General features: G+C 73.7%; 18 protein-coding genes and 1 tRNA gene. 7 read left to right on the top strand and 12 right to left on the bottom strand.

Annotated elements, in window-relative coordinates; all coding sequences use genetic code 11:
* Positions 1 to 3: 3 nt before the first annotated feature.
* From FB00_RS08045 to groL, 4 genes are all read right to left on the bottom strand, one after another.
* Positions 4 to 1,722, bottom strand: coding sequence for an urease subunit alpha (locus tag FB00_RS08045; protein WP_047232402.1), 1,719 nt, complete (start codon positions 1,720 to 1,722; stop codon positions 4 to 6).
* 3 nt (positions 1,723 to 1,725) lie between these two features.
* Complete coding sequence (gene ureB, locus FB00_RS08040) at positions 1,726 to 2,175, bottom strand: urease subunit beta (RefSeq protein ID WP_082141124.1); 450 nt, start codon at positions 2,173 to 2,175, stop codon at positions 1,726 to 1,728.
* Positions 2,176 to 2,228: 53 nt separating this feature from the next.
* A complete protein-coding gene (locus tag FB00_RS08035) occupies positions 2,229 to 2,531 on the bottom strand; it encodes an urease subunit gamma (RefSeq protein WP_047232401.1) in 303 nt (100 codons plus the stop codon).
* Between the two features lie 168 nt (positions 2,532 to 2,699).
* The gene (gene groL / locus FB00_RS08030; protein WP_047232400.1) at positions 2,700 to 4,325 is read right to left on the bottom strand and encodes a chaperonin GroEL; all 1,626 of its coding nucleotides are present in this window, start codon (positions 4,323 to 4,325) and stop codon (positions 2,700 to 2,702) included.
* A gap of 479 nt (positions 4,326 to 4,804) precedes the next feature.
* Here groL and FB00_RS08025 point away from each other — a divergent pair, with 479 nt between their 5' ends.
* The gene (locus FB00_RS08025) at positions 4,805 to 5,254 is read left to right on the top strand and encodes a hypothetical protein (RefSeq protein ID WP_047232399.1); all 450 of its coding nucleotides are present in this window, start codon (positions 4,805 to 4,807) and stop codon (positions 5,252 to 5,254) included.
* Positions 5,255 to 5,320: 66 nt separating this feature from the next.
* Here the strand turns inward: FB00_RS08025 and FB00_RS08020 are convergent, their stop codons facing one another.
* The 4 genes from FB00_RS08020 to FB00_RS08005 form a co-directional block, all read right to left on the bottom strand.
* Positions 5,321 to 6,820, bottom strand: coding sequence for a phytoene desaturase family protein (locus FB00_RS08020; RefSeq protein ID WP_047232398.1), 1,500 nt, complete (start codon positions 6,818 to 6,820; stop codon positions 5,321 to 5,323).
* Positions 6,821 to 6,839: 19 nt separating this feature from the next.
* Entirely contained in the window at positions 6,840 to 7,043 is a 204-nt protein-coding gene (locus FB00_RS08015) for a cold-shock protein (protein WP_047232397.1), read from the bottom strand.
* Between the two features lie 181 nt (positions 7,044 to 7,224).
* Positions 7,225 to 7,878: a LytR C-terminal domain-containing protein gene (locus tag FB00_RS08010; RefSeq protein WP_047232396.1), complete on the bottom strand. Its 654-nt coding sequence runs from the start codon at positions 7,876 to 7,878 to the stop codon at positions 7,225 to 7,227.
* Positions 7,879 to 7,958: 80 nt separating this feature from the next.
* Entirely contained in the window at positions 7,959 to 8,279 is a 321-nt protein-coding gene (locus tag FB00_RS08005; protein WP_047232395.1) for a DUF3263 domain-containing protein, read from the bottom strand.
* A gap of 242 nt (positions 8,280 to 8,521) precedes the next feature.
* On the opposite strand from FB00_RS08005, the gene FB00_RS08000 reads away from it, so the two are divergent.
* Together FB00_RS08000 and FB00_RS07995 are read left to right on the top strand one after the other, a co-directional pair.
* Positions 8,522 to 9,181: a uracil-DNA glycosylase gene (locus tag FB00_RS08000; protein ID WP_269430000.1), complete on the top strand. Its 660-nt coding sequence runs from the start codon at positions 8,522 to 8,524 to the stop codon at positions 9,179 to 9,181.
* A gap of 473 nt (positions 9,182 to 9,654) precedes the next feature.
* Entirely contained in the window at positions 9,655 to 10,524 is an 870-nt protein-coding gene (locus FB00_RS07995) for an SGNH/GDSL hydrolase family protein (protein ID WP_419865521.1), read from the top strand.
* Between the two features lie 58 nt (positions 10,525 to 10,582).
* Here FB00_RS07995 and FB00_RS07990 read toward each other — a convergent pair.
* From FB00_RS07990 to FB00_RS07975, 4 genes are all read right to left on the bottom strand, one after another.
* Positions 10,583 to 10,658 (bottom strand) — tRNA-Thr (locus tag FB00_RS07990).
* Positions 10,659 to 10,750: 92 nt separating this feature from the next.
* Positions 10,751 to 11,605 carry a DsbA family protein gene (locus FB00_RS07985; protein ID WP_047232394.1) on the bottom strand — a complete coding sequence of 285 codons (855 nt, stop codon included), beginning with the start codon at positions 11,603 to 11,605 and terminating at the stop codon, positions 10,751 to 10,753.
* A gap of 88 nt (positions 11,606 to 11,693) precedes the next feature.
* Positions 11,694 to 12,269 (bottom strand): hypothetical protein, encoded by a 576-nt coding sequence (locus FB00_RS07980; protein ID WP_156186340.1) that lies wholly within the window; start codon positions 12,267 to 12,269, stop codon positions 11,694 to 11,696.
* Positions 12,270 to 12,357: 88 nt separating this feature from the next.
* Positions 12,358 to 14,082, bottom strand: a complete 1,725-nt coding sequence (locus tag FB00_RS07975; RefSeq protein ID WP_052877539.1) for a serine/threonine-protein kinase — start codon at positions 14,080 to 14,082, stop codon at positions 12,358 to 12,360.
* A gap of 192 nt (positions 14,083 to 14,274) precedes the next feature.
* On the opposite strand from FB00_RS07975, the gene FB00_RS07970 reads away from it, so the two are divergent.
* The 4 genes from FB00_RS07970 (at position 14,275) to FB00_RS07955 (ending at position 19,880) form a co-directional block, all read left to right on the top strand.
* Entirely contained in the window at positions 14,275 to 15,738 is a 1,464-nt protein-coding gene (locus FB00_RS07970; RefSeq protein WP_419865520.1) for an alpha,alpha-trehalose-phosphate synthase (UDP-forming), read from the top strand.
* On the top strand, positions 15,735 to 16,601 hold the full coding sequence (otsB, locus tag FB00_RS07965) for a trehalose-phosphatase (protein ID WP_197088778.1): 867 nt from the start codon (positions 15,735 to 15,737) through the stop codon (positions 16,599 to 16,601). The genes FB00_RS07970 and otsB overlap by 4 nt, the downstream gene beginning before the upstream one ends.
* Before the next feature lie 249 nt (positions 16,602 to 16,850).
* A complete protein-coding gene (locus FB00_RS07960; RefSeq protein WP_047232391.1) occupies positions 16,851 to 17,978 on the top strand; it encodes an ABC transporter ATP-binding protein in 1,128 nt (375 codons plus the stop codon).
* Positions 17,979 to 18,167: 189 nt separating this feature from the next.
* Positions 18,168 to 19,880: a discoidin domain-containing protein gene (locus FB00_RS07955; protein WP_082141123.1), complete on the top strand. Its 1,713-nt coding sequence runs from the start codon at positions 18,168 to 18,170 to the stop codon at positions 19,878 to 19,880.
* Positions 19,881 to 19,920: the final 40 nt, after the last annotated feature.

Raw genomic sequence — 19,920 nt, 5'->3', positions numbered from 1 at the left:
GGCTCAGAACAGCGAGTAGAGCTGCGCGAGGGGCAGCCGGTCGGCGGGCGCGGGGACGACGAGCTCGCCGTCGACCTCGATCGCGAAGGACTCCGGGTCGATCTCGATCTGCGGCAGGTAGTCGTTGTTCTTCATCTGCGCCTTGCCGACGCCGCGCGTGGCCGCGACCGGGAGGAGCTGTCGGGCGAGCCCGAGCCGCTCCTCGAGGCCGTCGTCGAGCGCGGCGGGCGAGACGAACGACATCGAGACGTCGGCCCCGATCGCGTCGGCGAGCGCCGGACGCATGAGCACGGGCTGCGGCGACGGGATGGACGCGTTCGGGTCGCCGAGCGCGCCCCACACGAGCGCGCCGCCCTTCATGACGACGCTCGGCCGGACGCCGAAGAGCTTGGGCTCCCACAGCACGAGGTCGGCGACCTTGCCCGGCTCGACCGATCCCACGTACGCGTCGATCCCGTGCGCGACGGCCGGGTTGATCGTGTACTTGGCGACGTACCGGCGAGCGCGCAGGTTGTCCGCCGGCAGCTCCGGCCCGCGCGCCCCACCCGGGTGCGCGCCGCGCCGCGCCTTCATGACGTGCGCGACCTGCCACGTGCGCGTGACGACCTCGCCGATACGGCCCATGGCCTGCGCGTCGGACGACGTGATGGACATGGCGCCGAGGTCGTGGAGCACGTCCTCGGCGGCGATCGTCGTGCCGCGGATGCGCGACTCGGCGAACGCGAGGTCCTCGGCGACCTGCGGGTTGAGGTGGTGGCACACCATGAGCATGTCGAGGTGCTCGGCGACGGTATTGACGGTGTGCGGGAGGGTCGGGTTGGTCGAGCCGGGGATGACGTTCGGGTGGCTCGCGACGGTGAGGATGTCGGGCGCGTGCCCGCCGCCCGCGCCCTCGGCGTGGAACGCGTGGATCGAGCGGCCGCCGATCGCACGCAGCGTCGACTCGACGAACCCGGCCTCGTTGAGCGAGTCCGAGTGCAGCGCGACCTGCAGCCCCCAGTCGTCGGCGGCGCGCAGCGCGGCGTCGATCGCGGCCGGCGTCGACCCCCAGTCCTCGTGGACCTTGTAGCCGCCCGCGCCCGCCATGGCCTGCTCGCGCAGCCCTTCCGCGCTCACGGTGTTGCCCTTGGCGAGCAGCAGGACGTTCACGGGGAGGCGGTCGAGCGAGCGGTGGATCGCCTCGAGGTGCCAGGCCCCGGGCGTGACGGTCGTGGCCTTGGTGCCCTCGCTCGGCCCGGTGCCGCCGCCCGCGACGGTCGTGATGCCGGTGGCGAGCGCCTCGACCACCTGGGACGGCGAGATGAGGTGCACGTGCGAGTCGATGCCGCCCGCGGTGAGGATCTTGCCCTCGCCGCTCACGACGTCCGTGCTCGGCCCGATGTGCAGGTCCGCGTGCACCCCGTCCGCGACGTCGGGGTTGCCCGCGCGCCCGAGCGCGACGATCCGCCCGTCCCGGATCCCGACGTCCGCCTTGACGATCCCCCACCAGTCGAGGACGACGGCGTTGGTGATCACCGTGTCGAGCGCGCCCTCGGCGCGGGTCGTGGACCCCTGCGCCATCGACTCGCGGATCGACTTGCCGCCGCCGAAGACGACCTCCTCGCCCCCGAACGTGCGGTCCTCCTCGACCTCGATCCAGAGGTCGGTGTCGCCGAGGCGCACCTGGTCGCCCGTCGTCGGGCCGTAGAGCGCGACGTAGCGCTCGCGCGAGATCGCGACCATGCGTCAGTCCTCCTCGGGGGTGGTCGTGCCCGACGGCGACAGGTCGCCCGGAGCCGTCGTCCCGCCCGGGCCCCCGGGCACCTGGGGCGACGTGGGCACGCGGTCCAGCGCGCCGCCGTCGGGCTTGCCGCGCTGGAGCCCGGGGACGCGGCGTCGGCCCCGGAGGGCGACGGCCTCGACCTCCGCCGACGCGCCGGGCTCGAAGCGACGCGACGTGCCGGACGGGACGTCGAGCCGGAACCCGTGCGCGGCGTCCCGGTCGAACGAGAGCGCGGCGTTGGCGTCGGGAAGGTGCAGGTGGGAGCCGATCTGGACCGGGCGGTCCCCGGTGTTCGTCACGACCAGCGTCACGCGCTCGTCGTCGGTGCGGTCGCCGTTGAGGACGACGGGCACGTCCTCGGTGCCGCGCTTGAGCCGGATCGCGCCGGGTCCGCTCGTGCTGATGCCTGCCATGGGTCGCCTCGCTCTCGCTGGGATGCCGTCCGTGCCGCAGGGTCCGGGCCGGGTCAGGCGATCGGCTGGTGGATGGTGACGAGCTTGCGTCCGTCGGGGAACGTCGCCTCGACCTGGACGTCGGGCAGCATCTCCGCGACGCCGTCCATCACCTCGTCGCGCCCGAGCACCTCGCGTCCGGAGACCATGAGCTCCTCGACGCCCGCCCCCTCGCGGGCGCGCTCGATCACCCACGTGGTGAGCAGGGCGACGGTCTCGGGGTAGTTGAGCAGCACGCCGCGCTCGCGCCGGTCGCGCGCGACCATGCCCGCGACGGCGAGCAGCAGCTTCTCGGTGTCCGCGGGTGTCAGGTGCATGGCGGAGATCCTGCCGGGCGTTCGTTTCCGGCGTGTATACACCGCGTTATACGTCCGTGTACCGGGAGGCTCCCGGCACGACGAAGGCCGCCGACCGGGAGAACCCGGCCGACGGCCTTCGATGTCCTGCGACCTCCCGGACCAGTCCGGGAGAGGGTCAGGCGTGGATCAGAAGTCCATGCCGCCCATGCCACCGTCGCCACCGGGGACGGCCGGAGCCTTCTCCGGCTTGTCGGCGACGACGGCCTCGGTCGTGAGGAAGAGCGCCGCGATGGAGGCGGCGTTCTGGAGCGCGGAACGCGTGACCTTGACCGGGTCGTTCACGCCGGCGGCGAGGAGGTCCTCGTAGACACCGGTCGCGGCGTTGAGGCCCTGGCCGGACGGGAGGTTGCGCACCTTCTCCGCGACGACGCCACCCTCGAGGCCCGCGTTGACGGCGATCTGCTTGAGCGGGGCGTCGATCGCGGCGCGCACGATCTGCGCGCCGGTCGCCTCGTCACCCTCGAGCTCGAGCTTCTCGAACGCCACGGCACCGGCCTGGATGAGCGCGACGCCACCACCGGCGACGATGCCCTCCTCGACGGCCGCCTTCGCGTTGCGCACGGCGTCCTCGATGCGGTGCTTGCGCTCCTTGAGCTCGACCTCCGTCGCGGCACCCGCCTTGATGACGGCCACGCCGCCGGCGAGCTTCGCGAGGCGCTCCTGGAGCTTCTCGCGGTCGTAGTCGGAGTCCGACTTCTCGATCTCGCCACGGATCTGGTTGACGCGACCCTGGATCAGGTCGGCGTCGCCCGCACCCTCGACGATCGTGGTCTCGTCCTTGGTGACGACGACCTTGCGCGCCTGGCCGAGCAGGTCCAGCGTCGCGTTCTCGAGCTTGAGGCCCACCGTCTCGGTGATGACCTGGCCGCCGGTGAGGATCGCGATGTCCTGGAGCATGGCCTTGCGGCGGTCGCCGAAGCCCGGAGCCTTGACGGCGACGGACTTGAACGTGCCACGGATCTTGTTGAGCACCAGGGTCGCGAGCGCCTCGCCCTCGACGTCCTCGGCGATGATGAGGAGCGAGCGGCCGGCCTTCATGACCTGGTCGAGGACCGGGAGCAGGTCCTTCACGTTCGAGATCTTGGACTCGACGATGAGGACGTACGGGTCCTCGAGCACGGCCTCCTGGCGCTCGGGGTCCGTCTCGAAGTAGCGCGCGAGGAAGCCCTTGTCGAAGCGCATGCCCTCGGTGAGCTCGAGCTCGAGGCCGAACGTGTTCGACTCCTCGACCGTGATGACGCCCTCCTTGCCCACCTTGTCGAGGGCCTCGGCGATGAGCTCGCCGATCGCGGGGTCGCCGGCGGAGATGGCGGCCGTGGCGGCGATCTCCTCCTTGGTCTCGATCTCCTTGGCGGCGTTGAGCAGCTGCTCGGTCACCGCGTCGACGGCCTTCTCGATGCCGCGCTTGACGGCGATCGGGTTGGCGCCGGCCGCGACGACGCGCAGGCCCTCGCGCACGAGCGCCTGGGCGAGCACGGTCGCGGTGGTGGTGCCGTCACCCGCGACGTCGTCGGTCTTCTTGGCGACCTCCTTGACGAGCTCCGCACCGATCTTCTCGTACGGGTCCTCGAGCTCGATCTCCTTGGCGATGGAGACGCCGTCGTTCGTGATGGTCGGCGCGCCCCACTTCTTGTCGAGCACGACGTTGCGGCCCTTGGGGCCGAGGGTGACCTTGACGGTGTCGGCGAGGGCGTTGAGCCCGCGCTCCATGCTCCGACGAGCCTCCTCGTCGAAGGCGATGATCTTGGCCATGGGGAATGATCCTCCGCTGGTGGCGTATGGCGGTCGGCCGGCGCCCGCGACGGACGGCCCGCGACGGGCGGCGTTCATGTCACGCCGCCGGGGCGGGCCTCACCTGTCGACCTGGTGTGGTGCGCCGCACCCGCGGTGAGCGGCTGCCTGCGCTGGTCACTTCTGTCACTCTCATGACGAGAGTGCTAACGCCATTATTGGCACTCGCAGGGGGCGAGTGCAAGACAGCCCGCCACGGCCCTCCCCCGTATCGCGACGGGCGAAACCCGGCGTACCTCGCGATCGCCCTAGGATGCGCGGTGTGATCCGCGCAACACCGTCGTGGCGCCTCGCCGCAGCCCTGGCCGGCTGCGTGCTGGTCCCGGCCCTCGGCACCGCCGGTCCCCTGCTCGCCGGGCTCGAGGCCGCGGCCGACGTCTACGCCGCGACGGGCGACACGGCGCGCCACCGACGCGACGCTCGGCGCCGCACGGCTGCGCATGGCCGTCGAGCGGTCGTTCGGATCGCAGGGCTACCCGCGCCACGTCACCGGCGGCGCGCGCGACGCGTCGACCGCGTTCGTCCTGCCCCCGTTCCAGCCCGAGCCGCTCGCGGGAGCGGACGTCGCGTGGCGCGCGTCCGTCACCGAGATGCTGCGCCCCGCCGGTGGGCTCGCTCCCGGGGCGGGCTGGCGTGAGGACGGCATCTCCTGGACGCCGCAGACGACGCTCTACGCGCTCACCGCCGCGTCGCCGTCCGAGCCCGAGGACGTCGCGGACGCCGAGGAGTGGCTGCGGTGGGTCGACGACCACCGCACCGCGTCGGGCGCGATCCCGGAGAAGGTCCTCGCGGACGGGTCGCCCGCCGTCGCACCGCTGTCGTGGAGCTCCGCGCTCGTCGTGCTCGCGCTCGTCGAGCTCGACACGACCACCGCCGCCCCGGCGAGGTAGAGGCGTGGTCAGGCGAGGTAGAGGCGTGGTCGCCTGGGGTCGAGGCGTGGTCCCGGACCGCGAGCGCTACCTGGCACCCACTCCCGACGTCGGCGCCAGATCGGGCTCCGCGCGGACGTCGAACTCCCGGCGCAGCACGCGCCGCGCCGCGTACCAGCCGCCGAGCCCGTGCACGCCCGGCCCCGGCGGCGTGGAGGCCGAGCACAGGTACACGCCCTCGAGCCCGACGGCGTACGGGTCGAGCCGGGGCGTCGGGCGCGCGACCATCTGCCACATGCTCACCGCGCCGCCCGCGATGTCGCCGCCCACGTAGCTCTCGTCGTGCGTCGCCATCTCCGCGGCAGGCACGCAGCGGGACGCGACGACGAGGTCCCGGACCCCCGGGGCGAACCGTTCGAGCTGACCGAGGACGTCCTCGGTCACGTCGCGCGTCGAGCCGGCGGGCACGTGCGCATACGTCCACAGCGGGCGCAGCCCGCCCGTCCCACGGCCGGGGTCGACGACGGTCGGGTCGCTGACCAGGACCACCGGGCGCGGGGCGTGGCGCCCGGCCGCGACGTCGGCCTCGGCGCGCGCCATCTCGGCGCGCGTGCCGCCGAGGTGCACCGTGCCGGCATGCCCCACCTCCGCGTCCGCCCACGGGACCGGCCCGGAGAGCACGAGGTCGACCTTCGCGGCCGCGTCGCCGTGCCGGAACCTCCGGAGGGCCCACTCGGTGCGCGGCGTCAGGCGGTCGGCGAACACGTCCGCGACGACGCGCGGCGCCGTGTCGAACACGTAGGCCCGAGCCCGCGGCAGGTCGGCCCGCGTCCCGACGCGGTGGCCCGTGACGACCTCCCCGCCGTGAGCACGCAGGTCGTCCAGGAGTGCTGCGACGATCGCGCCCGAACCGCCCCGTGGCAGCGGCCACCCACCCGGCGCGTGACCGAGCGAGGCCAGCAGGAGCGCCGTCCCGGCGGCGGCCAGCGACGGCAGGCGGGCGATCGCGTGCGCCGCGACGCCCGTGAGCAGCGCCCCGGCCTCGTCCGTGCGGAACCGCCGCGTCCACGCCGCGCTCCCCTGCTCGAGGACCGCCGCGCCGAACCGTGCCGCCGCCCCTGCGCCGCTCGGCGTCAGCACGCGCCCCGGCACCGACCGCTTGTCACCCAGGGCGACCGCGACGACGTCGCGCCAGCCCTCGGCGAGCGGGCCGAGCAGCGCGCGCCAGGCGGCACCGTCGACGCCGAGACGCTCCACCGTGCGGTCGAGGTCGTGGTAGGCGATGCCCGCGCGGCCGCCGTCGAGCGGCTGCGCGTACGACACCTCGGGCACGAGCAGCTCCACGCCACGCGCGCCCAGGTCGAACTCCTCGAAGAACGGGGACGCCCACGCCATCGGGTGCACGGCCGAGCACACGTCGTGGACGATCCCGTCCGCGAGTCCGAGATCGAGCGTGCGCGAGCCGCCACCGATGGTCGGCTGCGCCTCGAGGACGCGCACGGCGAGGCCGGCGCGTGCGAGGGTCACGGCGGCGGCCAGCCCGTTGGGGCCCGAACCGACGACGACGGCGTCGAGGTTCTCCGTCACGCGACCCTCGGGTGCCGCGTCAGAGCGGCCGCACCTGCTCGGCCTGCGGACCCTTGGTGCCCTGGCCGAGCTCGAACTCGACCTCCTGGCCCTCGTCGAGCGTGCGGTAGCCGTCGGTCTGGATCGCGCTGAAGTGCACGAAGAGGTCCTGTCCGCCGGCCGCGGGCGTGATGAACCCGTAACCCTTCTCGGAGTTGAACCACTTCACGGTGCCCTGAGCCATTGACGTTCTCCTCGTGCATCGTCGCCCGCGAGGCGACCCCCGCCCCGTGGTAGCCCGAGCCTAGCCCGGGAGCGGCGTGCACGGAAGGTCGACGAGACCCGTTTCCTCCTGCGGAGCGCGCGTGAACCACCAGGTCAGCGCGACGGCCCGACCAGGGGCACAAGGTCCCGGGTGGGGAGCGTCAGCCGACCGGCGCGAGCGCGGACTTCACGACGACGACGACGTCGCCCTCGCGCAGCGACGGGACTTCTTCGACGTTCTCGGCCGGGATACCCAGGGCCGCCGCCACGGCTGCCGCAGTGTCGTTGCGGTTCGGGACGTACCAGACGGTGTTGGCCTCCTGCCCGGAGCCGCCGTCCGGGTAGGACGCGAACTGGACGTTGGTGAAGCCCTGGGCCTCCAGAGCATCCTTGCCGACGCGGGACTCACCCTCCGGGCCACCGTCGTTCAGCACGCGGACGTACGCGCTCGGGTCGGCAGCGGCCATGAGCGTCGCGAGGTCCGGCGCGGCGGGCGTCTCCTCGACGGGCGGCTCCTCCGTGGCCGGGGGCTCCTCCTCCGCCGGAGGCTCCTCGGTCTCCTCGGCGGGCGGCGCCTCGGTCTCCTCGGCCGCGGGCTCGGTGGACTGCGCCTGCGGCGGGTTCTCGGTCGCGCCGTTGTCCGACAGCAGCGCGACGCCCCCGTACGCGAGGCCGGCGAAGACGACGGCGACCAGCAGGAACGGCCACGTCTTGCTCCACCCGCTGCGCGGCGTGCGGTGCACCCCCACGGGCGCGCCCTGCTGCGCGGGCGCGTCGAACTCGTCGGGCGCGTAGGGGTAGCGGCTCTTCGTCACGGCGACAGGGTAGCCCGGTCGGGCCCGTTGGCTAAACGCCCGGTTCGCGCGAACTTCACGGGCGAGGGGTGCACCTCAGGTCACAGACCCTCGAGCCGGCGGGCCGTCCGGGCCCGCTGCCTGGTGGAACGCATCCGGCGCAGCCGCTTGACGAGCATCGGGTCGTGCGCGAGCGCCGCCGGTGAGTCGATGAGCGCGTTGAGCACCTGGTAGTAGCGCGTCGCGGTCATGTCGAAGAGCTCGCGCACCGCCTGCTCCTTGGCGCCCGAGTACTTCCACCACTGCCGCTCGAACGCCAGGATCTCCTGGTCCCGCTCGCTCAGGCCCGACGCCGGGCCCTCCTGGGCGGTCGGGTCGCCGACGCCGTCGGGTCCGTCGAGCACGTACGCCGCCTCGCTCATCGTTCCCTCCCTGCACTCTCTCGTCACGGGACCTGCGCACCCCGGTGCGCCCGGCCGCCTCTCAGCGTACGCACGAACCACACGAGTGTCATTCATCCTCGCCGGAGTCGCCGGAGGCGTCCCCGGGGGCCTATAGGCTCGTGGCCGTGGAGAGCGCACCCGCCCAGCCCGTCGACGTCGACCCGGGCAACACCCCGGCAGTCACCGATCCGGCGACGGCCCCCCGCCCCCCGCTCGCGAGCATCATGGCGCCCGACTGGGCCGAGGCGCTCGCGCCCGTCGAGCCGCAGCTCCACGCGCTCGGGGACTTCCTGCGCACCGAGGTCGCGGCCGGACGCGAGTACCTCCCCGCGCCGTCGGCGATCCTCAACGCCTTCTCGCGGCCGCTCGCGGACGTCCGCGTGCTCGTCGTCGGGCAGGACCCGTACCCGACGCCGGGCCACCCGATGGGGCTGTCGTTCTCCGTGCAGCCGCACGTGCGCCCGGTGCCGCGCTCGCTCCAGAACATCTTCGCGGAGCTCGCGGAGGACGTCGGCGCCCCCACGCCCGCGAACGGCGACCTCACCGCGTGGAGCGACCAGGGCGTCATGCTCCTCAACAGGGTGCTCACCGTCCGCCCCGGCGAGCCCGGCTCGCACCGCGGCCAGGGGTGGGAGGCCGTCACGGAAGCCGCGATCCGGGCGCTCGTCGCGCGCGACGCCCCGCTGGTCGCGATCCTCTGGGGTCGGGACGCGGCCACCCTGCGCCCGATGCTGAGCGACACCCCCGTCGTGGCGAGCGCCCACCCGAGCCCGCTCTCCGCACGCCGCGGGTTCTTCGGCTCCCGCCCGTTCTCCCGCGTCAACGAGCTCCTCGTCGCCCAGGGCGCCGCCCCCGTCGACTGGACCCTCCCGACCGCGTAGCCCGCCCCCGCCGAGGTAGACCCGTGGTCCGGCGAGGTAGAGCCCTGGTCGGTCGAGGTAGGGCCGTGGTTCTCGTGCCCGACGGCGCGGGGTCGCCCTGAGAGGTCGGGGTGGTGGTGGTGCCACCACTCACCCCGCCCGAATTCGTCTCACCGTGGTCTGGGCTCGCCCCCGGCGAACCCCGCGCGGCGGGGCTCGTCCTACGCCGCCAGACGTCCGAGCGCTCGCTGGACCCGCTGCGACCCGCCCGGTCGGCCCTTCGGGTCATCTGGGCAGCGGCCGAACCCTCACGCGTGGTGACCTGATCGCGATCGGTGACCGGCCGCCGTCAGGCATGACCTCGGCTCTACCTCGACCAACCAGGCCTCTACCTCGCGGAACCACGGCTCTACCTCGGCGGACCACGGCCCTACCTCGACCGACCAGGGTTCTGCCTCGGTGGGGCACGGGACCGACGGGAGCAGAATGGGCGGGTGACGACGCAGAACCCGACGACCACTCCCCTGGCCGGTGACGCCTCTGACGCACACCGACCCGACGACGCCCCGCCCCGCTGGTCGAGCTACGTCGCGATCGGCGACTCGTTCAGCGAGGGCCTGTGGGACCCCTACCCCGGCGAGGCGGACCACCAGCGCGGCTGGGCCGACGTCCTCGCGCAGCACCTCGCCGCCCGCCGCGTCGCGGCGGGCGAGGAGCCGCTGCGCTACGCGAACCTTGCGATCCGCGGGCGCAAGCTGCGCTCGATCCTCACCGAGCAGGTCCCGGCGGCGCTGGCGCTGAAGCCGGACCTCGTGAGCGTCATCGGCGGCGGCAACGACATCCTGCGGCCGAACGCCGACGTCGACCGCCTCGCGCGCAACCTCGAGCACGCGGTCTCACGCCTGCGCGGCGCGGGGATCGACGTGCTCATGGCCACCGGCTTCGACGCCTCGCAGTCGCCGCTCGTCGGCCTCACGCGCCCGCGCGTCGGCGTGTACAACGCGCACATCTGGTCGATCGCGCGCCGCCAGGGCGCGTACGTGCTCGACCTGTGGGGCATGCGCGCGCTCCAGGACTGGCGCGTGTGGTCGGAGGACCGCATCCACCTGACGCCCGAGGGGCACCGGCGGGTCGCGCAGGCCGCGCTCGTCGGGCTGGGCCAGGCGCCCGACGACGCGGCGTGGGACGACCCGCTCGCTCCCCTGCCGCCGCTCCCGGCGCTGGACCGGGCGCGGCAGAACGCGCAGTGGGTGCGCACGCACGTCGTGCCGTGGGCGCAGCGCCGGATCCGGGGGACGTCGTCGGGCGACGGTCGGCTCCCCAAGGCGCCCGAGCTGTTGCCGGTCCCGCTCGCGCAGGACTGACGCCCCCGTCCACCGGGCACGACGACGCCCCCGGCTCCGCGAACCGGGGGCGTCGTGGTGGAGCCGCCTGTCGGGTTCGAACCGACGACCTTTCGCTTACAAGGCGAGTGCTCTACCAGCTGAGCTAAGGCGGCGTGCCCGGGCTGCCGGGCGAGCGAACAGACTACCTGCTCGCCCGGCGAGCCCCGGACCGCGGCCGGCGCCGCGCGCGGCGCCGACCTGCGGGTCAGCCCTGCGCGGCCGTGACGGCGTCCGAGAGCGCGTTCGGGTCGCTCCAGTTGCCGTCCCAGCGCTCGCCGTCGATCGTGATCGTCGGCGTGCCGAAGCCGCCCGACTGCGGGTTCACGAGGGCCTCGTCCTGCGTGACGAGGCTCGTCGCGGTGGCGGCCCAGTCGCCGTAGGTCTCGACGGCGGTCCCGTCGGCGATGCCCGCGGCGACGTCGGCCGGGACGCCGGCCTGCTCGGCCAGGTCCGCGATCTGCTCGTCGGTGAGGGTCGAGACGTTCTCCTCGGGCTGGTTCTGGAACATGATCGCGTTGAACGCGTTCATCTGCTCCGGTGCGCGGTCCGCGATCCACGCGGCGGCGGCCGCCGAGCGGGTCGAGAACTGCTGCGCGTTCGCCATGCGGTCGAGGATCGAGACGGGGTGCAGGACGACGGTGATGTCGCCCGACTCGCGGAGCTGGTCGAGCGTCGCGCCGTTCGTCTCCTCGAACTGCCCGCAGATGGGGCACATGTAGTCGAGGTAGACGCCGACCTCGACCGCGCCCTCGTTCTCCGTCCCGGCCGCGCCGTCGGCACCCATCGGGATGCCGCCGTCGTCGCGCGACGTGGACGGGCTCGTCACGTCGGCGAGGTTCCCGGCCGCGACGGCGTCGATCGTCTTGTTCTGGTCCTTCATGGCCGGGATCCACACGGCGAGGAACACGCCGACGAGCACGAGGACGCCCGCGACGAGCGCTCCGATCGTGATGAGGCGGTTCCGCTTGTCGCGCTTGGCCTGCGCCTCGCGCAGCGCGAGGGCCTCGGCGCGCGCGGCCTCGCGGCGCTGGGCCTTGGTCTGGGCTTCGTTGCTGGGCATGGTCGTCCTCCGAGGGAGTTCCGAGAGCTGGGATGTGTCGGGGTGCGCGCCGACAGGGGTCGCGCGGGCCGTGCGTCCGACGGCGTCGTCAGAGCAGGGCGAGCCGCGGCGGCCCGCGCCGCGTGCGCACCACCGCGTCGGCGAGGTGGTGCAGTGCAGCGGGGACGGGGTCGGGCACCGGGCGGACGACCCGCCGGGCGCCCGCGACGATCGCGCGCACCGGGTGGAGCGCGCCCCGCACGACCACCCGCAGCGTCCGCGCCGCCCCGGCCACGACGGCGCGGGAGCGCTCGTGCGCGCGCCGTGCCCACGCCGACACGCCCCACGCGACGGCCGCGACCACGACGTGCGCGACGACGACGGGCAGCGCGAGCACGCCGACCACGGTGACCATGGCGGCCGGGTCGCCGCCGAGCGCGGTGCCGGACGGGCAGTCCGGGGTCTCGTGGACGAGCGCGAGGTGCATCCCGGCGACGCCCCACGCGCCCGGCACCGTGACGCACTGGTGCACGACGGCGTACCCGCGGTCGGCGAGCTGCGTCACCAGGGCGGCGAGGAGCGTGAGGAGCAGGAGGGCGGGGCCGAGCAGCCGGCCGGTCACGGGCACGACGGACGTGCGCGTCACGCCGCGCGACCACGCGCGCGGCACCGTCGTCCGGAGCACGGCGCCCATCCTACGCATGCGTGCTGGTAGCGGGCTGGGAACGCCCGGGTTCGGGTCCACGAGGGGCCCCCGGTGCCGGCACTCCCGCTCAGCGCAACGACGGCGGCCCGGGGAAGGGCCACCACGTCACCTCGGGGTCGCCGGCGAGGAGGACGACGCACAGGACCGTGAGGGCGAGGCCGACGCCGGCGAGCACGAGGGTCCCGGTGCGGCCCGGGGCGAGCCGCGCGAGCGCGGTGCGCGTCCCGTAGCGCGTGAGGTGGGTCAGCGGCCCGGCCCACGCGAGCACGACGGCCGCGAGCGACGCGAGTCCCAGGATCACGGTCGTGACGACCGGGGAGTTCCCGCCGTCCGCGCCCTCGACGACGACCCAGCGGTCGGACTCCAGGAGCCACCACCCGGCCACGACGACGAGCACCCCCGCGCACGCCGCGACGAGCAGCGACGGGAGCGCCCCGACGACGGCGCGCACGACGTACCAGGGCGACGCCGCGACCGACCGCACGGTGTCGCGGGGCGACACGCCGCGCCGCTCGCGTCGCGCGTGCAGCGACTCCGTCGTCACCCCGACGACGCGCGCGAGGACGACGAGCACGGAGAGCACCACGAACGCGACGCCCGGGTGGAGCATGCCGAGCAGGACGAGCGGGGCCGCGAGGAGGAGCAGCGCGGTGCGGCGCGCGGCGGGCACGGGCCGTGCGTAGAGCGGCTCGCCGTCCTCCCCCACGGGCGGCGCGCCGAGGTCGTCCATGAGGTCGTGCCCGGCGGGGACGGCCATGGTGCGGCCGTCGTTGACCTGGGACTGCGAGGTGGGGAGGGGTGGCGGGACGACCTGCGCCTGGCCGGTCCACCCCTGCGCGCCGGTGCCGCCGCCCGGCACGACGGCGACGGGGGGCACGACCCGCGTGGGGCCGGTCGGCGGGCCGACGACCTGCGTCGCGGGCGCGACGTCGCCCGTGTCGGCGGCGTGCCGCAGCGCGGCGACGACCTCGGTCGGGCCGAACCGCTGCGCGGGGTCCGCGTGCAGCGCCCCGGCGAGCACGCGGGCGGTGACCGGCCCGAGGCCTGCGAGGTCGGGCCGCCCGCTGCGGGCGCGGGCCAGGACGACGTCGGTCGGCCGCACCCCGAACGGGGCACGGCCCGTCGCGGCGTAGGCGAGGAGCGCGGCCCAGCCCCACCAGTCGCTCCCGACGCTCGGGGCGGCGCCCTCCAGCAGCTCGGGCGCGAGGTAGCCGGGCGTGCCCATGACGAGGCCGGTGGACGTGACGCGCGCGTCCTCGAGGCCCTGCGCGATCCCGAAGTCGATGAGCACGGGGCCCCGCGAGGAGACCATGACGTTGCTCGGCTTGAGGTCGCGGTGCACGACCCCCGCCGCGTGCACGGACTCGAGCGCGGCCGCGAGCTGGTCGGCCAGCTCGTAGAGGTCCCACGCGTCGAGCGGGCCGCCCTCGGCGACCTCGTCCTCGAGGGTCGGACCGTCGACGAGCTCGGTGACGATGAACGCGTCGGGGCCGTCGAGCTCGACGTCGAGGATCTGCGCGACGGCGGGGTGGCGCAGGCGCTGGAGGGCGAGCGCCTCGCGCCGCAGCCGCTCGCGACCCTGGGCCGCGGCGTCGAGGTCGACGTGCGCGTGCAGGAGCTTGATCGCGACGAGGTTCCCGCCGCCGTCGTGCGCGCTGTGGACGGTGCCCATGGCCCCCGAGCCGAGGCGCGCGCCGATGAGGTAGCCCCCGACCTCGCTGCCGGGCGCGGGGCCGCGCGCCGACCCGCCGGGGGCGGACCGCGCGTCGACGCGCTGCGTGGGCTCCTCCATGGTGACAAGGTAGCCGCAGCGGGCGGGACACCGCCTTCCGGACCGGCCCGACGGGCCCGGGGGGCGACTCGGCCCGGGACGGGCGACCCGTCCCGCGCGCCGGGCGGGCCCACTACCCTGGGTCTCCCAGGCGCGATCCATCGAAGCTCAAGGAGTAGTCCATTGACAGGCAAAGAGGGATTCGATCTCGTCGTGGTGGCCAACCGGCTGCCCGTGGACTTCACGGTCGGACCCGGTGGCGACGTCGAGTGGAACCGCTCGCCCGGCGGCCTCGTCACGGCGCTCGAGCCCGTCATGCAGGCGTCCGACGGCGCGTGGGTCGGCTGGTCCGGCGCCCCGGACCTCGCGAGCGAGCCGTTCGACGCGGACGACATGCGGCTCGTGCCCGTCACCCTCTCCGCCGACGAGATCGAGCGCTACTACGAGGGCTTCTCCAACGACACGCTCTGGCCGCTCTACCACGACGTCATCTCGCCGCCCACGTACCACCGCACCTGGTGGGAGGCGTACCGGCGCGTCAACCAGCGCTTCGCCGACGCCGCGGTCGCGCAGGTCTCGCCGGGCGGCGTCGTGTGGGTGCACGACTACCAGCTCCAGCTCGTGCCGCAGATGATCCGCGCCCAGCGCCCGGACGTGCGGATCGGGTTCTTCAACCACATCCCGTTCCCGCCCCTGGAGCTGTTCCAGCAGCTCCCCTGGCGCCGACAGGTGCTCGACGGGCTCCTGGGCGCGGACCTCGTGGGCTTCCAGCGCGCGGGCGACGCCGCGAACTTCATCCGCGCCGTGCGCCGCCTGCGCGCGCACACGACGCGCGGCCCCATCATCACGGTCCCCGGCGAGGACGGTCGCGACCGCCACGTGCGCGCCGCGGCGTTCCCCATCTCGATCGACTCGCGCCGCTTCGACGAGCTCGCCCGCACGCCCGAGGTGCAGCAGCGCTCGCGCGAGATCCGCGCCGACCTGGGCGACCCGGACATCATGATGCTCGGCGTGGACCGCCTGGACTACACCAAGGGCATCCGGCACCGCATCAAGGCGTACGGCGAGCTCCTCCAGGACGGGCGCCTCGACGTCGAGCACGCGACGCTCGTCCAGGTCGCGAGCCCGAGCCGCGAGAACGTCGACGCCTACCAGGAGCTGCGCGAGCACGTCGAGGGCGCCGTCGGGCGCATCAACGGGGAGTACGCCGAGATCGGGCACGCCGCGATCCACTACCTGCACCACTCCTACCCCCCGGAGGAGATGGCCGCGCTGTACCTCGCGGCGGACGTCATGCTCGTCACCGCGCTGCGCGACGGCATGAACCTCGTCGCGAAGGAGTACGTCGCGGCGCGCTCCGACGACCGGGGCGTCCTCGTGCTCTCGGAGTTCACGGGGGCGGCCGACGAGCTCTCGTCCGGCGCGCTCCTCGTCAACCCGCACGACATCGACGGGATGAAGGACATCATCGTGGCGGCCGCGCACATGGACCACCGCGAGCAGCGCAAGCGCATGCGCCGCCTGCGCCGCAAGGTCCTCAGCGACGACGTCGCGAAGTGGTCGGAGTCGTTCCTCGGCGTCCTCACGGCCATGCCGTCGCGCGTGCCGCACCGCCGACAGGACGACGCCGGCCACGACGGGGCGCAGGCCGACCTCGCCGTGGAGGCCGGCGCGTGACCCGGCCCGACGGCGGACCCGAGCTGCCACCGTCCCTGCCCCGGCCCGTCGCCGAGGCCGTCCGCGCGTTCGCGGCGGACGGCAGCGACTCCCCGCACGCCCGGCTCGTCGCGCTCGACTTCGACGGGACGCTCGCGCCGCTCGTCGACGACCCGCACGCGGCGCGCATGGCGCCCGCGGCACGGGCCGCGGTGGACCGCCTCGGCGCGGTGCTCGCGGGGACGACGACGCGCCTGGCCCTGGTCTCGGGACGCCACCTCGCGGACCTCGCCGAGCGCAGCGAGCCGCCCGTCGGGACCTTCCTCGTGGGCAGCCACGGCGCCGAGACCGGCGTCGTCACGCCGTCGGGCCTCGAGGCCGTCCCGCTCGAGCTGACCGCGGACCAGGCCGACGCCCTCGCGACGCTGCGTGCGGGGCTCGCGGACGCCGTGGCGGGCCGCGAGGGCGCGTGGGTCCAGGACAAGCCGAGCGCCGCCGTCCTGCACACGCGGCTCGCGTCCCCGGCGGACACGCGGGCGGCCGAGGACGTCGCGGACGCCGTGGCCGAGCGGCTCGGGCTGCACGCGATGCACGGCAAGGACGTGGTGGAGGTCGCCGTCGTCGAGACGTCCAAGGGCGAGGCGGTCGACCGGCTGCGGGACGTCGTCGGGCACGACGCGGGGCTCCCGGACTCGCGGACGCGCGTGCTGTACGCCGGTGACGACACCACGGACGAGACCGCGTTCGCCGTGCTCGGCCCGGGCGACCTGGGGGTCAAGGTCGGGGACGGCGAGACCCGGGCGACCGTGCGCGTGCCCGACGCCGACGGGCTGGCCGCGGCGCTCGACCTGCTCGCCGACCTGCTGGGACGCGCGGAGGCCTGAGGGGCCGTCACGGGCCGCCACGAAACCGCTACCCGATCGTGACCGGCGCTGTGACGAAGCACTCAGAAGCCGGAGTAGTATCGGGTCCACGATGACGTCGGGTCCCCTGCTCGAACCAGAGGGGGTCCGACTTCTTCTGTGTCGTCGAAGACACGCTCGTCCGCCATCGCGAACAGCTACGTCGACGTGGCACGTCACTGCACAACGGATCGTCCGGCACGTACCTGCCGGTGGAGGGATGTACCAGTCATGGCTACGGTCACCTACGACCACGCAACCCGGCTCTACCCCGGGACCGAGCGTCCCGCTGTGGACCAGCTCAACCTGCACATCGAGGACGGCGAGTTCCTCGTCCTCGTCGGCCCCTCGGGCTGTGGCAAGTCGACCTCGCTCCGCATGCTCGCGGGCCTCGAGGACGTCAACGGCGGACACATCTACATCGGCGACCGCGACGTCACGGACGTCCAGCCGAAGGACCGCGACATCGCGATGGTCTTCCAGAACTACGCGCTGTACCCGCACATGTCCGTCGCGGACAACATGGGCTTCGCGCTGAAGATCGCCGGCACGCCGAAGGCGGAGATCCGCCAGCGCGTCGAGGAGGCCGCGAAGATCCTCGACCTCACCGAGTACCTCGACCGCAAGCCGAAGGCGCTCTCCGGTGGTCAGCGTCAGCGTGTCGCCATGGGCCGCGCGATCGTGCGCCAGCCGCAGGTGTTCCTCATGGACGAGCCGCTGTCGAACCTCGACGCGAAGCTCCGCGTCCAGACCCGTACGCAGATCGCGTCGCTCCAGCGCCGCCTCGGCGTCACGACGGTCTACGTCACGCACGACCAGACCGAGGCCCTCACCATGGGCGACCGCATCGCGGTCCTCAAGGACGGTCTGCTCCAGCAGGTCGGCACGCCGCGCGAGATGTACGACACCCCGGCCAACGTCTTCGTCGCCGGCTTCATCGGCTCGCCGGCCATGAACATCGGCACGTTCGTGGTCAAGAACGGCGTCGCCGAGGTCGGCCCGGCCCGCATCACGCTCGAGCGCGAGACGGCCGCGAAGCTCACCGAGGCGGACAACGGCAAGGTCACCATCGGCTTCCGCCCCGAGTCGCTCGACGTCGTGTCGCAGGCGAACGAGGCCGCGTTCCCGGTCGAGGTGAACATCGTCGAGGAGCTCGGCTCCGACGCGTTCGTCTACGGCACCCTCAAGGGCGACCTGGCCGCGCAGGCCGACGTCCACTCGGGCGCCGGCGACAACCAGGTGATCGTCCGCGTCGACCCGCGCAACGTCCCGGCCAAGGGCGAGCGCATCTACGTGACGATCCGCCCGGGTCACTCGCACGTCTTCGGCGCGGCGTCGGGCCAGCGCATCAGCAGCTGACACCGTCACGCGTACCGCCGCAGGGCGGGTCCTCCCGGTCGGGAGGACCCGCCCTGCGGCGTTTCCGTGCTGAGCGTCCGCGTGCCGTGCCGTGCCGTGCCGTGCCCGTGCCGCGGCCGGTCGGCTCGCCCTTGACAGGGTCATGGCCGGCCACAAGACTACTTTTGCACACGTGACATCAGAAGTCGCATGTTCGTCAGCCAAATCGACAACGCTGTCAATTGGAGCCTCATGCAGATCCCCCACCTTTCGCCTCGCGCACGGCGCCTCGGCGCGGCACTGACGGGCGGCGCGCTCGTCGCGTGCACGCTCGCCGCTGCCCCGGCCGTCGCGACCCCGTCCGCCGAGACCAGCCCCCCGACCGCCCTCGCCGCGGCCGAGACGTGCGGCCCGGAAGACGGGCTTCCCGACTCCAAGATCTCCATCCAGCTCTACACGCACGTCGGCGAGCTCGGGGGCTCGGGGACCCCGTCCGCCGAGACGATCGACCGCGTGCTCGGGGAGGTGGCCAACGCGGGGTTCACCAACGTGGAGCCGTACAACCAGCCCTACTCGATGCCCGTCGAGGAGTACCAGGCGATCCTCGACAAGCACGGCCTCGCGGTGTCGTCCAGCCACGGCAGCACGGACTGGGGCTCGTGGCCCCAGACCGTCGCGTACGCCGTCGCGCTGGGTCAGGACTACATCGGGACCGGCGGGATGGCCGGTGGCTACGGCACCTACGCCGAGGCGGTCGCGACCGCGGCCTACGTCAACCAGCTCGGCCAGTACGCGCACGAGAACGGCGCGAACAAGATCGTGCTGCACAACCACCAGAGCGAGTTCACCACGCGGTACCCCGACCCGGTGACGGGCGAGATGGTCAGCGCCTGGGAGGTCATCGAGGAGAACACCGACCCGCGCTACGTCACGTTCGAGCTCGACGTCGGCTGGGCGGCCGACGCCGGCCTCGACGTGCCCGCGTGGATCGAGGAGCACGGGGACCGCATCGAGCTGCTGCACATCAAGGACGCCGTGAACGTGAACGCGCCGGGCGACATGCGGCAGGTCGCCCTCGGCCGGGGCGACCTGGACCTCCCGGCGATCATCGCCGCGGCCGAGCCGTACGTGCAGTACTACACCTACGAGTGGGACTGGGCGCCGTCGTTCGAGACCTCGGCAGAGTCCTACCGCTACCTCCGCTGCTTCGAGTCCGAGGACGGGGGCGGGAACGAGGGCGACGAGTCGCTCGCCCTGGGCCGCCCGGTGACGGCTTCCAGCATCGACGAGGCCGGTCACGAGCCCGAGATGGCGGTCGACGGCAACGCCGGCACCCGCTGGAGCAGCGCGTGGAACGACCCGGAGTGGATCGCGGTGGACCTCGGAGCGAACTACGACCTCAGCAAGGTCGTGATCGACTGGGAGACCGCGTACGGGTCGGGGTACGAGGTCCAGACCTCGCCGGACGGCGAGACCTGGACCACGGTGCACACCGTGGCCGACGGTGACGGCGGGTACGACGAGCTGGACGTCGCGGGCACGGGCCGCCACGTGCGCCTCTACCTCACCGAGCGCGCGACGCAGTGGGGCTTCTCGCTCTACGAGCTCGAGGTCTACGGCACCCCGAGCGGGCAGCTCGACCTCGACGTCACGGTGCAGGCGCGGTGCCTCGCCGGCCAGGCGTACCTCGCGGTCCGCGCTGCGAACGGCGAGGACTCGCCGGTCGACGTGACCCTCGCGACCGCGTACGGCACCCGCGAGTTCGCGGACGTCGCGCCGGGCTCGAACGCGTACCAGTCGTTCGCGGTGCGCGCGACCTCGGTCGCGAGCGGCTCGGTGTCCGTCAGCGGTACCGCGACGGTCGACGGCGAGGAGGTCACCTCGACGGTCGACGTCGAGCACGACGCGCTCGACTGCGCCTGACGGCTCCCGGGTGCGTGGGCCGTCGGCCCGCACCCGGGGG

Origin of the sequence: Cellulosimicrobium funkei (assembly GCF_001019615.1) — a bacterium.
Taxonomy (GTDB): domain Bacteria; phylum Actinomycetota; class Actinomycetes; order Actinomycetales; family Cellulomonadaceae; genus Cellulosimicrobium; species Cellulosimicrobium cellulans_E.
Note: the sequence above shows the minus strand (reverse complement) of the source record. Positions and strands in the feature narration are given on the sequence as shown.

What these genes read in the sequence shown, in the direction of transcription:
- FB00_RS07960 (WP_047232391.1), top strand. Translation starts at nt 16,851, where the DNA reads ATGGCTACGGTCACCTACGACCACGCAACCCGGCTCTACCCCGGGACC.
- FB00_RS07955 (WP_082141123.1), top strand. Translation starts at nt 18,168, where the DNA reads ATGTTCGTCAGCCAAATCGACAACGCTGTCAATTGGAGCCTCATGCAG.
- FB00_RS07975 (WP_052877539.1), bottom strand. Translation starts at nt 14,082, where the DNA reads ATGGAGGAGCCCACGCAGCGCGTCGACGCGCGGTCCGCCCCCGGCGGG.
- FB00_RS07985 (WP_047232394.1), bottom strand. Translation starts at nt 11,605, where the DNA reads ATGCCCAGCAACGAAGCCCAGACCAAGGCCCAGCGCCGCGAGGCCGCG.
- FB00_RS08025 (WP_047232399.1), top strand. Translation starts at nt 4,805, where the DNA reads ATGGCCGTCGAGCGGTCGTTCGGATCGCAGGGCTACCCGCGCCACGTC.
- ureB (WP_082141124.1), bottom strand. Translation starts at nt 2,175, where the DNA reads ATGGCAGGCATCAGCACGAGCGGACCCGGCGCGATCCGGCTCAAGCGC.
- FB00_RS08005 (WP_047232395.1), bottom strand. Translation starts at nt 8,279, where the DNA reads ATGAGCGAGGCGGCGTACGTGCTCGACGGACCCGACGGCGTCGGCGAC.
- groL (WP_047232400.1), bottom strand. Translation starts at nt 4,325, where the DNA reads ATGGCCAAGATCATCGCCTTCGACGAGGAGGCTCGTCGGAGCATGGAG.
- FB00_RS08015 (WP_047232397.1), bottom strand. Translation starts at nt 7,043, where the DNA reads ATGGCTCAGGGCACCGTGAAGTGGTTCAACTCCGAGAAGGGTTACGGG.
- FB00_RS08045 (WP_047232402.1), bottom strand. Translation starts at nt 1,722, where the DNA reads ATGGTCGCGATCTCGCGCGAGCGCTACGTCGCGCTCTACGGCCCGACG.
- FB00_RS08035 (WP_047232401.1), bottom strand. Translation starts at nt 2,531, where the DNA reads ATGCACCTGACACCCGCGGACACCGAGAAGCTGCTGCTCGCCGTCGCG.